The following is a 12,880-nucleotide window of genomic DNA, read 5'->3' as shown; positions in this document are numbered from 1 at the left end:
GGAGAAAGGAGAAAGGAGAAAGGAGAAAGGAGAAAGGAGAAAGGAGAAAGGAGAAAGGAGAAAGGAGAAAGGAGAAAAGAGAAAGGAGAAAGAACAAAGAACAAAGGACATTGGTGGGTTTATAAAATACCCGATTATCTACTTTCCGGTTATTGATAGCTTATGAGGATAGTAAAGATGAAAAACGATTGTTTGACATCGGTGGGAATTGCAGGAATCGCATTGATAGCAATTCATTTACCGCTAACCGCACAAATAGTGCCCGATGGAACCCTGCCGGAAAACACAATAGTTACACCAGAGGGAAATACCGTCATTATTGAAGGAGGCACAGAGCGCGGGAGCAACTTATTTCATAGCTTCGAGGAATTTTCCATACCCACAGAAGGGACAGCATTTTTTAATAATGCTCGGCAAATTCAAAATATTTTTACGCGGATTACCGGGGGGAGGGTTTCCAGGATTGATGGGATACTGCGCGCGAACGGGAATGCGAATTTATTTTTACTCAATCCCAACGGAATAACCTTTGGGCCGAACGCGCAACTGAACATCGGCGGGTCATTTTTTGCCTCAACTGGAGAGAGCATTACCTTTGCAGACCAGACCCGGTTTAGCGCCACAGAAAATAATCCGCAACCCCTGCTTACCAATAGCGTACCGATTGGCTTGGGATTGGGTTCAAATCCGGGGAATATTGTCAATGAATCCGTCAGCACCAACGCCGAGGGTAAAATCGTGGGATTGCAAGTGAACCCGGGGGAAACAATTGGATTGTTTGGGGGGAATATTTTATTACCGGGAGGACACTTAAATGCGCCGGGAGGAGAGCTTCAACTGGTATCTGGGGGCAATAGAAATTGGGAAATTGGAATGGGGGAAAATGGTGCGTTAGAGGCCACTGACGACCCTAACGCGCGAGGAAGCATCCAACTGTGGGGACAAGCGGCGGCAAATACTAGTGGAATTGGTGGCGGTGATATTGCAATCGAAACAGGCATTCTATCCGTGCGGGATGGCTCCCAAGTTGCGGCGATTACCGAAGGCGCGATCGCGGGAGGCAACATCAGGGTAAATGCCACGGAAAAAGTAGAAGTCATCGGCACTTCTCCCGACGGGTTAAGCGTTTCATCGATTTCATCACAGACTGTGGGACAAGGAGATGCGGGGGACTTGAGCGTAACCACGAGAGAATTGCAGGTGGATAATGGCATTATTGCCGCCACCTCATTTGGAACGGGAAACAGCGGCAACTTGAGCATTCGTGCCACAGAGTTAGTGGAACTCAGGGGCGGAGTATTTCGCGCAGATCCGTTAGGATTGGCGAATGCGGCGGGTGCGGCGGGGGATGCGGGAGAGCTAACTATTGAGACGCGGCGGTTAGTGGTGCGAGATGGTGCGGTAGTGATTTCGGGAACGCGCAGCAGCGGTGCAGGGGGAAATCTGATTATCCGGGCGACGGAATCGGTGGAAGTCAGCGGGACATCACCGAATAATGCGATCGCCAGCAGCATTGTTTCCGCCGCCACCGACGGACCGGATGCCTTGCGCGAGCGATATGGCCCGAGTATTGTCAGCGGATCGGCGGGTAACGTGACCCTGGAGACCCAACAACTCATCCTTCGCGATGGTGCAGTGATTTCCACCAGCAGCGACGGTAGCGGCGATGCGGGAAACCTGACCATCCGCGCTGCGGAACGAGTAGAAATTAGCGGTAGCGGTGGACGAGGAGAATTTCCCAGTAGCCTCGTCAGCGACACCACTCAAACGGGTGCAGGCGGGGATTTAAGCATTACCACCGGACAATTTTTACTGTTACCGGGGGCAGTGGTTTCCGCGCGGTCTTTTGGCAGTGGTGACGGAGGGAATTTGACCCTGAATGCCAGCGACTCGGTGGAACTGATTGGCAGTGGGTTTGAAACTTTTCAACAAACCTTTATTGCGGGGGCTTTAGCGGGAGAATTGAAGCTGGGACAGTTAAGCAATGGGTTATTTACGGGAACGGCTGGAGAGGGAGCGTCAGGTTCGTTGCGAATCGACACTGGCAGGTTAATTTTACGAGAGGGGGCGGCGCTTTCCACGAGTACGTTTGGCGCGGGTTTGGGCGGAAAGTTGACTGTGAATGCCACGGAAAGGGTGGAGAGCGAGGCATCGGGGTTGTTTAGTGGCAGTTTGGGAACTGGGGCGGCGGGCAATATCGAGATGAATGCTCCGCAGTTAATTTTGCGCGATGGGGCACAACTCTCGAGCGTCACTTTGGGGGTGGGTCAGGGAGGAAATATCAACCTGAAAATACCCGATACCCTGGAAGTGCGAGTCACGCCGGCGGGAAGCTTGGTTGCCACGGGGATTTTTAGCAATACCATTGGGGGGACGGGAAAGGCGGGAGATATTACGATTGACACCGGACGATTGACTTTGACTGCTGGGGGACAGATATTAACCAATAGTGGGGCGATCGCCAGAAGTGGAGCGATTCCCCTGGGCGGCCCTGGGGGAAATTTAATCGTCAATGCCAGGGAATCCGTGGAGCTGAGCGGGGTGGCGGAGGATGGTCGAGTCGCCAGTGCATTGGGAACTTCTACCTTTAGCGGTGCGCCGGCGGGGAGCTTGAGGATTTCCACGCGATCGCTCGTGGTGCGCGATGGGGCGGGCGCTTTTGCATCGACTGAGGGGGCGGGCGCTGGGGGCAGTTTAACTGTGAACGCCTCAGAGGCTATCGAGTTAAGCGGCACTTCCAGCCTAGGGCGGTTTCGTCGCAGTGGGTTGTTTGCTACCTCTGGCAGCGATTTGCTACCCCTGGCGGCGAGCGGAATGGCGGGGGATTTGGAAATTAACACCGATCGCCTGCAGGTGCGAGAGGGGGCAGAAATCTCCGTCAACAGCGTGGAGTCTGGCGATGCGGGTACTCTGTCGGTGAATGCGGGGGCGATCGAATTGCAAGCAGGCGGCGCGATTAATGCTGGTACGGTGGGCGGTACTGGGGGGAATATTACTCTGGAGGCTCACAGCCTCGAGTTGCGCTTTGGGAGTAGCATTACGACGGATGCGGGGAATGCGGATGGGGGGAATATTGGGATTGATGTGGAGACTTTGGTGGCTTTGGAAAATAGCGACATTACGGCGAATGCTCTGGTGGGGCGCGGGGGTCGAGTAGCGATCGCCGCAGAAGGGATTTTTGGCACGCAGTTTCGCGATTTTCCTACCTCCGAAAGCGATATCACCGCCAGTTCCGAACTCGGGGCGCAGTTTAGCGGGACGGTGGAGATTAATACGCCGGATGTGGATTTACTGGAGGGATTGGCTCAATTAGCTACAGAGTTTGTCTCTCCCGAGACGGTGGTAGCAACGAGCTGTCTGGCACGCGGTTCTCGCGATCGCGGCAGTTTTACACTCATCGGCACCGGTGGAATTCCCGCTACCCCTGACAATGCACTTTCGGACTCTTATGCGGTGACGCAGGTGAGAGGATTGAGGGAGATGGCTGGGGTTTCGCAAGCCACCCCAGGTCGGGTTACTTCTGTCTTTGCGGAGGAATGGGGTGTCGGGCAATTTTCTCGCGATCGCCGCTCTTGGAAAGTCGGGTTGGCAATTCAAGAAGCAAATGGCATCCAAGTCACGGAGGATGGTCGCACCCTCCTCGGCATTCTACCGCAGCATCGCCCTGAAGCACCCTCTCTACACCTGTGCGAACCTGATGATAATTGACAGTTGACAATTGACAATTATCAATTATCAATTTTGCGTTTCTAATGAGGTGCTAATCGGGGATTTTGGCAGCACAAACCAGGGTTTGGAGTTAGAGCGCTCAATTGCTGTTCTAGTTCCTTGTTTAACTGGCAAGTTAGAATCGCAGAAGCTTGCATGAGCGATCGCGAGCCGGTATGGAGAGACCCTTTGGTTGAATGAGACAATCGATTTAAGGTGTTGAGAATTTGAATGACACGGATCCCGCTGCTGAAAAAAGTTATGGCGCGATCGCGCAGGGTGCGTAGGGTGCCTGATGCGGAGTCGGGATGAGTTGGGTCATGGCAAAACTGGTAAGAACTGCGTCACGCACTCTAGAACAATGGCGTGGGCAAGCGATGTCCGTGCCTATCGTTGCCGCATTGGTAGTCGCGATGCGCTTTGCTGGGTGGTTGCAGCCTTTGGAATGGGCGGCTCTCGATCGCTTTTTCCAGTGGCGACCCCCCGAACCGAGGGATGACAGAGTAGCGATCGTGGGGATTAACGAGTCGGATATCAATGCGATCGGCGATTGGCCGATTCCTGATGGCGTACTGGCAGAGGTTTTGACAGAAATCAAACAACAGCAACCCCGCGCTATCGGATTAGATATTTATCGCAATTTGCCGGTGGAACCCGGGTACGAGCGTTTGGTGCAGGTGTTCGAATCTACGCCGAATTTAATTGGGATTGAGAAGGTGGTGGGGGATGAAAATGGCGAAGGCGTGGCAGGTCCTCGGGTTTTGAAAGAACTGGGTCAAGTGGGGTCGAATGACGTGCCGGTGGATGGGGATGGCAAAATTCGCCGGGGATTGCTGTTTGTGAAAGCGCCAGATGGCAGGGTTTTGGAGAGTTTGGGGTTGAGATTGGCTCTGATTTATCTCGATGCCTCCAGAATCGAACCAAAAGCGGCAGATGTGAATCCGGATTACATGCAGATTGGGGATGCGGTGTTTCGTCAGTTTCAACCCAATGATGGCGGTTATGTGGAGGCGGATGCAGGGGGATATCAGATTATTTTTAATTTTCGGGGCGGGGCGGGGAGTTTTGAAATGGTGTCTGTGATGGATGTGCTGGAGAAGAGGATACCGCCGGATTGGGCGCGCGATCGCATCGTGTTGATTGGGCCGACGGCGGTGAGTTTGAATGATTTTTTTGATACGCCTTACAGCAGTCGGTTTTTTGGTGCGTCTAAACAGACGACGGGGGTGGAGATTCAGGCAAATTTAATCAGTCAGATTTTGAGTGCTGGGATAGAGGGTCGCGCTTTGATTCGGGTGTGGGACGATGTTGCCGAGGTGCTGTGGATTTGTGTGTGGTGTTTGGTGGGTGGTGTGTTAGGTGGAAGTTTGGTGCGCTTTCGTTTGCTGGGGGGAGTGGTGTTGGCTGTTGGGGTGTTGGGGGGGAGTTCATTTGGTTTGTTTTTGCACGGGTGGTGGGTGCCGGTGGTGCCGCCATTGCTCGGATTTGGAGGGTCGGTGGTGGTGATGGTGGCTTATGTGGCGTCTGTGGAGCGCCACGAACGCGAAGTTGTGATGAATTTGTTTGGGCGTCACGTGACGCCGCAAATTGCTGAGGCGATTTGGCGCGATCGCCATCAAATTTTGAAGGAAGGTCGATTGTTGGGGCGCAAGGTTCGGGCAACGGTTTTGTTTACGGATATTAAGAATTTCAGCAGCATTGCTGAGGAGACGGATGCAGAGCTGCTGATGTGTTGGTTGAATGAGTATATGGAGGCGATGGCTGGTTTGGTGCTGGAATATGGGGGGGTGGTGGATAAGTTTATTGGGGATGCGGTGATGGCGGTGTTTGGGGTGCCCATCGAGCGCACCACCGAGGAGGAAGTCGCAGCAGATGCGATCGCGGCAGTGTCTTGCGCGGTGGCGATGGCGAAAGCGTTGCGATCGCTCAATCAGCAATGGCAAGCGCGCGGATGCCCGATTGTCACTATGCGAGTGGGTATCGCTACTGGGCCTGTGGTGATTGGCAGCCTCGGCAGTCGCGATCGCGAAGACTATACCACCATTGGCGATAGCGTCAATGTCGCCGCCCGTCTGGAAAGTTATAACAAAGCTTTGGAAGGAGGCATTTGCCGGATCCTGATTAGCGAAGGTACTTATTCCTACATTCGAGATAAGTTCCGCACCCACTTCCTCGGCAGTGCCCTTTTAAAAGGACGTCAGCAACCCGTCACCCTCTATCAAGTCTTGCTTGATGAGGGGTTGTGAAACAGGCTTCTCCAATACCCTGTCAGTGATTTCTGCTTCACATTCTATGCTGTACAAACAGAGACTTGCACCCGCCATTCTCTCCCCTTTTTATTTAAAAAATGCGATAAAATCCAACATTTTAGAACACTTAAAATGCTCGAAAATCGCGAAATTTTATATTGAATTCCGGCAAAATAATTATCGATTAAACCCAGCTAAACTCGTTGAAAAAACTCCCTTTTTCATGCTTTCCGGTTAGAGAGGATTCCCGGTTGCGCCTCCTGTAGAGACGCGATCGGCGCGCGTCTTTGAGGCGAGTCGGGGAGACTAACTCTAACCTCTCTCTATCGAAAAAGGGTATAAGTAATTTCTCTAGCAGTTTTTAGTTCTGCCCCAAGCAAGTGCGGAAAAACTTCCGATAAAGGATGAAAAAGCCGCCGGAAAAGCTTAACTTACTTTTCAGGCATTTTGGGCTAAGATAGTGTAAAATACAGAGATAAGGGTGTAAGCTAGCCCATTTTTCTCGTTAAAATTACGGAAGATATGGGCAACAGTTGGACTGATAAATGTGCGATGTTAGGACAGGGTAAGCTTGGTGCGATCGAGCAGATTTCAATTTACCATTGATAGAGTTTAAAAGGAGTCTAATTTTATGAGGTTTGTGCGCCTATTGGTTAGCGTAGCAACCGTTACTGCATCCATGACGCTGATGCAGACGGGGATGACAATAGAAACAAGCTTAAATGAGAAATCGGGGCACCCCTGGGTTCATTTAGGGGGAAGCGCGCCTGCGGTGGCATTGGAACCCGAACTGAGTTATAAACCTCCCGGGGACTTAGATGCGCCGGAGACGAGTCGAGGGACGGGGTCGCGCGGATGTAACGATTCGGTTGCAGTGGGGCTGACCTTGCTGGTTCCGGACAATCACGTGGGCGTAACCGCTTCGGGACATCCGAGCTTTTATTGGCATTTGTCGGAGCAAAGTTCGGCGGATATGGAGTTTGCACTGGTAGAAGCCGGGGTCCCCACCCCAATTTTCACGCAAAAAATTGCTGGGGCACCGACGGGAATCGTGGAAGTTGCGATGCCGAAAGACTTGCCCGAGTTGGAAGAGGGGAAAACCTATCGCTGGTCCGTGAGCGTGCTGTGCAATGAAGAACGGCGATCGAGCGATGTGTTTGCCCAGGCGTGGATTAAGCGAGTTGCGCCCTTAGAGTTAGAAGCGGCGGGGGAATCCCCTAGCGAACCCACAGCAACCGGGAGCGATCGCCAGTTGGCCTCAGTGTACGCACAAGAGGGCCTATGGTATGACGCTCTCAAAGCGATTTCCAGCGCCTATGAAGATTCGGCCAACGATAGGGCGATCGCCTTAGAGCGCCTTTCCTTACTCGAACAAGTGGGATTAAACGAAGTCGTCGCCCAAGAGCGAGAACGGATCGCCAGCACCAACTAACCCCCTTCTCGGATGGAAACAGCTTAGGTTCGCGATCGCGCCAGACCCAGGCAGCATCACCGATTATTCGGCATGCTGCCGATTTTTATGGCTGAGAAACTCGCGCAGACGCAACAGATTCACCGTATGGCTCAAACTGAGTGGCAGCAAGGAAACCCCTTCCAAACGAGACTGCACCCAACCCTCGCCCCAGTACCACTCGTGAAACCCATCAATTCCCTGACTCAACAACACTCGCAAACAGTGGGGTTCGGCGCGATCGATGCGGTGGTGAATTAAAACAGGCCCGATCGCGCTGGTGTAACTCAATCCTTCATAAAGCTGCTCTGGCAGCTTTTCGCGGGTGCGTTGCGGCCATAACCACTCCTGCAACTGTTCCGGACGCAGGATACTATCCCGGATCGCCGTTGCAGGTGCGTCCACTTCAATTCTCAGGCTGGTTTGTTGAAAAGTCCCTAACATAGATCGGCTCAGCTTATCCGCCAGTGGAAGTCATTTTTTTCAGTATGCCATTCCCCCATACCGAACGGGGAGAAAAACTCCTCATCCCACCCCCGATCGCCCCCTCCTACCCAGCGGGACTCTTACAATATAAAAAGGTGACTTGTTAAGAATTGTAAGGTTTTTGCATGGCAGATCAACTGATTAGAGCCACGGCGGCTGAGGGCGGGATTCGAGCGGTGGGAGTCATTACCACGCGCCTAACCGAAGAAGCGCGCCAACGGCACCAGCTCTCCTATGTAGCCACAGCGGCTTTAGGACGCACCATGTCCTCCGGATTGCTACTCGCCTCCAGTATGAAGCGCCCGGGTTCGCGGGTCAACCTGCGCGTCAAGGGAGAAGGACCCCTCGGAGGCATTCTCGTAGATGCCGGTTTAGATGGCACAGTACGCGGTTATGTCGATCGCCCGCATGTGGAACTGCCCCCCAATGCGAAAGGAAAACTGGATGTGGGCGGTGCCGTCGGTCCGGGATATCTCTATGTGGTCCGAGATGTGGGATATGGCTACCCCTATTCCAGTACCGTGGAATTGGTCTCTGGAGAAATTGGCGATGATGTGGCCCATTATCTGGTGACATCGGAACAAACCCCCTCCGCATTGGTGGTGGGCGTGTTTGTGGAAGCCAAAGGGGTACAAGCTTCCGGTGGCATTTTGCTACAGGTGATGCCAAAAGCCGCCGAGGATTTAGAACTGGTGGAAACCTTGGAATCGCGCGTGGCGAGTCTGTCGGGATTTACACCGTTGTTGCAAGCTGGTAAATCCTTGAGCGAAATTTTGACAGAACTGCTTGGCGACATGGGGCTGGTTATTTTACCGGAACGCCAGATGGTGCGCTTTCACTGTGGTTGCTCGGAAGAGCGGATGTTAAGAGCGTTGAAATTGTTGGGCGAAGACGAACTGCAAGACATGATTGAAAAAGATGATGGCGCTGAGGCGACTTGTCATTTTTGCGGGGAAATTTATACCGCCAGCAGCGATCAACTCGCCGACTTGATTGTGGCACTGCAGGCAGAGTCCTAATCTGGGGTCTGGAGGGGGGCATATCCGCCATTGAACGAGATTCGCCGCACTCTCTTTTTCTCCCATAGCAGGTGGAGGAGCATTCATAAGCGGATCTGGTCTGTGTTGGCGGGCGATCGCCACAGGTCAGACCCCTCCTACCCGCCCTTGCGCCCACCCACACCGGCTTTCCCGCCCTGGGGGAAACCCAAGTGAATTCCCCCTCGCTTCACAAAGCCGAACTTGCCCACAACTTTACCACGGTGAGGTTTTCTGTCTTGCTCGGATAGTTATCAAAAGCGAATCCTCTAGAATAAGTTTAAATCTGCTTTCCTCCTTGCACATTTCCACCCCCCCCGGTTAACAATCTAGGGGGAGAAAAATTGGAAAATTGTAATGGATATGGTAGGAGCGATCGCCCGCGAATTGCGGGTAGGGATCGGCTTCCCAGGGTGGCTCATCTACTCGTAGTTAAATCAACAGCGCCTTAGTCAACCACCGGAAAAGTGGCTGGCAGCAATGTAGATTCTCCTAGAGGCTACAGTGAATTCTCAAATGCTCGGTTCGGTCGAGACCCCTAGCTTAAATCCCATGTACAATGGGTGTGACTTGACTCAGGCCGAATGGTATCGGCTCAACGTCAGTCTCGGCACGCGGGATCGGAAAACTGTGGCCGCGATCGCAACTGGCGCGATCGGGGGTTTGAACGTCCCAAAGGTACACCACATGCGGTTCGGGTGAGCTATGACAAAAGATCGCGAAATTCCAAAGCACTGGCCGATCGAAAGGTCTTCGGAGGCGGGAAATCATCCCCGAGCTGCGAATCCTTTCTCCTCGTCATCACGGTCCGCAGGTGGGGCTGGTGGTGCGGGTCGCGATCGAGATTCCCGCCGCGATCGCTCCCCCAAAAACCGCCGCGATCGCGACTCGGAAACTCCCCACCGCGCCGCCAGCAGTCCTCGGACATCCCAAGGAGAACAGATGGGCACCCGGGTGTTGAAATGGCTGACAAGCTGGCAACTCTGGGGACTGTTTACATTGGTACTCTGTGGCTCCCTCGGGGGCGGCGCGCTGATGATGCTGTTAAAACTTCCCGCTGTGCCGAATTGTAACAATAATCAATGGGGCATGATCTCGGCTTCGGAGCATATGTATTGCGCCCAAAAAGCAGCATCCGAGCAAACGGTTGAGGGGTTGCTCGAAGCGATCTCCCAAGTGAATCAACTGCCCCAAGATCACCCCCTGCGTCCGGAATTAAATCGTCAAATCCAAAAATGGGCAGAACAGTTGTTGGATTTGGCAGAACATACCTTCCAGGAGGGCAAGCTCACCGAAGCGATCGCCACCGCCCGACAGGTTCCGAGCAATACTGAAGCCGCTCAATTAGTCGAAGAACGCATCGAACGCTGGCAATCGATTTGGAATGAAGCGCAAGAAATTTATAAAAAAGCCGAGTCCGAGTTGGAAAAGGAAAACTGGGGTCAGGCTATTCGCTTGATGAGACAATTGACCGTGGTGGGCAATACTTACTGGGAAACCACCAAGTACGATGCGCTCAATCAGTCTATCGAAGCGACGCGAAAAGAAGGTCAAACCCTCGATGAAGCCCGCAATCTGGCAGAAAAAGGAGAACTCAAAGATATCTTAGAAGCGATAAAAGTTGTCGAGGAAATCGAGCCAAGCAGCAAATTATATAAGAAATCTCGCTCTCTAGTTGCCGAGTTTGCCAAGCAAATTTTGGACTTAGCACGGGAGCGGGTGGAAGAAAAAGATTGGCAAGATGCTATTTATATTGCCCGCCAAGTTCCCTACAATAGCTCGGTGAAAAAAGAGGCGGACGATTTAATCGATTTGGTGCGGGCACGGTCGATCGCCGCGCGGGCTACGGTGCGTTCTCTATCCGATGCGATCGCCAAAGCCCGTCTTATCGGTCCGACTCGTCCCCTGTATGGGGAAGCGCAACAGTTAATTGCCCAGTGGCAAGATAGCATCAAAGATGTGGCCTATTTAGAAGAAGCGCAACAACTGGCTCAGGGCGGCACCATGCGCGATTTAAAAGCGGCGATCGCTCAGGCGCAACAGGTGGAGCGAAATAACCCCGTATGGGAAAAAGCCCAGTCGGAAATCGATGGCTGGCGCAGTCGAATTGAAAGCACCGAGGACCGCCCCTACCTCAGACAAGCCGAACAATTGGCGCGCTATGGCGATCGCCCCTCTTTGGAAGCGGCAATTAATGCAGCGCGCAACATCGCTCCAGGGCGCGCCCTTTATCAGGAAGCCCAAGCCAAAATCCAAGATTGGCAACTGGAAATTCAACGGCTCGAAGATCGACCGATTCTCGATCGCGCCTGGAGTTTGTCTCAGTTAGGAAATGTGAAAGCCGCGATTTCGATGGCGCAAACCATTCCCCCCAACCGGGCGCTTTACGATGAAGCCCAATCGGCGATTCAAGGTTGGCAACAAGAAATCCGCGATCGCGAAACCCTCGACGAAGCCTATCGGATCGGCGATTTAGCCCAGACGCCGCAAGAATTGCTGCGGGCGATCGAAATTGCCAATCGGGTTTCCTCCGGTTCTTCCTTACGCTTTAGCGCCGATGCGGCGATCGATGATTGGAGTCAACGAATATTGTCCCTCGCCCAAGACCAATCCACCTACAATCTCGAAGCTGCTGTCAACATCGCCAAAATCATTCCCTATTACTCCAGCGTTTATCCCCGCGCCAGACGAGAAGTGGAAGCTTGGGAAATTTTGCTCAACCCGCCACCGCCTCCCTTAGCCGAACCGGATACGGCGCGCACCAATCGGAATACTTCTCCCTCATTTGCCTCGGATTCCCAGACCCGAATTCCTGCCGATGCATCTTCACAACCCCAAACCGAGGCGATAGACGACGCCTCGCCGGCATCGGATTCCCCCAATGGGCCAGAAGAAGGCGTGAATACAGATCGGGGGTGAACGATCGGGTCTGATTCCCCTGAAGTTTTCCGCACCTTCAGGGGGACGAGGCTGAGATAAAAAACCGACAATTTCATCGGTAAAATTGGGATACCCGGTCATCGATTTATTGAAAAACAAGCCCGGGTTGAAGGGGAATAAATGAGACGGATTTGGAATTGCGATCGCTGGATTTTTGGCAGGATAAATATATTTTTTATAGCGAGTTTATTCAACCAATCCAAGGCGGGATTGAAAAACAATCTTTAAAAATTCTTTACAATAAAATCAAACCGACAAGGGTGGCTACAGGTTAAGATAAGAGAATACAGACGATCGCCTAACAGCCAAAGCCAGAAAACGCAAAAGCAAGCAAATTGGCGGTGAGGATTGCTGCTCTCCCAGAGGGAATGCCCAAGGGGAAGGCAGGGGTTTTGGCTGGAAAAGCGAAGCTTCTGGAGTGGCAAGCGATCGCGAGATCCGGTTAACGAACGAGGCGCTTATCCCCCACCAAGAGACAAACCGGGCAATCTGCCCTGTCGCCACTGGAGGAGGCGATGCCAGAAGCGCGGGTGCAGATCTACACAACCCCCAAAGGCGATCGCCACCATTCAGAGGCGAAGCGCCCAACCCAATGCGGTTGGAGGGGCAACTGAAGTGCGAGTCGGGGTGCCTCCGGGAGGGATAGCTGCTCGATATAACAGGAGGTTCGCCGATGGTTTGAGGCATTCAACCGAAATTTTTTGTAAATTAGATCCCATAACCACCGAGGCGATCGCGTCGGTAACTTGCCGGAGTGACACCTTGTCAGGAGCCTTCAGCACTGCCGAAAAAGCGGCACAGTGTCGCACTCACTCAGGCGAAAAAGCCGCGACAGCGGACCGAAACTAAGACTTGACAATCCATAAATTGTAAATTCTTAAATTTCCTGTGTCAATCTTGCCTTCGGGCCGCGCAATTCCAGACTAAGCCCCTCCATTGCCGACAGATTGCCACCGAGATGTAGTAGCCACTCAAAACACAGAGAAGATTAATGCATCGCCAGATGAAAA

At 52.9% G+C, this 12,880-nt stretch carries 7 protein-coding genes; 6 read left to right on the top strand and 1 reads right to left on the bottom strand.

The window, feature by feature from the left end:
- Window positions 1-177 precede the first annotated feature (177 nt).
- The 3 genes from LKK83_RS23635 to LKK83_RS23625 all read left to right on the top strand — a co-directional run bounded on the left by LKK83_RS23635 (window position 178) and on the right by LKK83_RS23625 (window position 7,389).
- Window positions 178-3,708: a two-partner secretion domain-containing protein gene (locus tag LKK83_RS23635; protein ID WP_324633845.1), complete on the top strand. Its 3,531-nt coding sequence runs from the start codon at window positions 178-180 to the stop codon at window positions 3,706-3,708.
- Between the two features lie 320 nt (window positions 3,709-4,028).
- Window positions 4,029-5,954, top strand: a complete 1,926-nt coding sequence (locus LKK83_RS23630) for a CHASE2 domain-containing protein (protein ID WP_324633844.1) — start codon at window positions 4,029-4,031, stop codon at window positions 5,952-5,954.
- 634 nt (window positions 5,955-6,588) lie between these two features.
- Window positions 6,589-7,389, top strand: coding sequence for a DUF928 domain-containing protein (locus LKK83_RS23625; RefSeq protein WP_324633843.1), 801 nt, complete (start codon window positions 6,589-6,591; stop codon window positions 7,387-7,389).
- Window positions 7,390-7,452: 63 nt separating this feature from the next.
- On the opposite strand, the gene LKK83_RS23620 is transcribed toward LKK83_RS23625, so the two are convergent.
- Window positions 7,453-7,851 (bottom strand): hypothetical protein, encoded by a 399-nt coding sequence (locus LKK83_RS23620; protein WP_324633842.1) that lies wholly within the window; start codon window positions 7,849-7,851, stop codon window positions 7,453-7,455.
- 167 nt (window positions 7,852-8,018) lie between these two features.
- Between LKK83_RS23620 and hslO the strand changes: the two genes are divergently transcribed.
- The 3 genes from hslO (at window position 8,019) to LKK83_RS23605 (ending at window position 11,849) form a co-directional block, all read left to right on the top strand.
- Window positions 8,019-8,912 (top strand): Hsp33 family molecular chaperone HslO, encoded by an 894-nt coding sequence (gene hslO / locus LKK83_RS23615; protein WP_324633841.1) that lies wholly within the window; start codon window positions 8,019-8,021, stop codon window positions 8,910-8,912.
- Window positions 8,913-9,434: 522 nt separating this feature from the next.
- Window positions 9,435-9,632: a hypothetical protein gene (locus tag LKK83_RS23610; protein ID WP_324633840.1), complete on the top strand. Its 198-nt coding sequence runs from the start codon at window positions 9,435-9,437 to the stop codon at window positions 9,630-9,632.
- A 3-nt stretch (window positions 9,633-9,635) separates the two neighbouring features.
- Entirely contained in the window at window positions 9,636-11,849 is a 2,214-nt protein-coding gene (locus tag LKK83_RS23605; RefSeq protein WP_324633839.1) for a hypothetical protein, read from the top strand.
- Window positions 11,850-12,880 lie beyond the last annotated feature (1,031 nt).

It is taken from the genome of Phormidium sp. CCY1219 (genome assembly GCF_035615515.1).
Lineage (GTDB): Bacteria > Cyanobacteriota > Cyanobacteriia > Cyanobacteriales > Laspinemataceae > CCY1219.
Note: the sequence above shows the minus strand (reverse complement) of the source record. Positions and strands in the feature narration are given on the sequence as shown.

Bases quoted from the DNA above. Each gene is read 5' to 3' on its own strand.
- LKK83_RS23635 (WP_324633845.1), top strand. From the start codon at position 178: ATGAAAAACGATTGTTTGACATCGGTGGGAATTGCAGGAATCGCATTG.
- LKK83_RS23630 (WP_324633844.1), top strand. From the start codon at position 4,029: ATGGCAAAACTGGTAAGAACTGCGTCACGCACTCTAGAACAATGGCGT.
- LKK83_RS23625 (WP_324633843.1), top strand. From the start codon at position 6,589: ATGAGGTTTGTGCGCCTATTGGTTAGCGTAGCAACCGTTACTGCATCC.
- LKK83_RS23620 (WP_324633842.1), bottom strand. From the start codon at position 7,851: ATGTTAGGGACTTTTCAACAAACCAGCCTGAGAATTGAAGTGGACGCA.
- hslO (WP_324633841.1), top strand. From the start codon at position 8,019: ATGGCAGATCAACTGATTAGAGCCACGGCGGCTGAGGGCGGGATTCGA.
- LKK83_RS23605 (WP_324633839.1), top strand. From the start codon at position 9,636: ATGACAAAAGATCGCGAAATTCCAAAGCACTGGCCGATCGAAAGGTCT.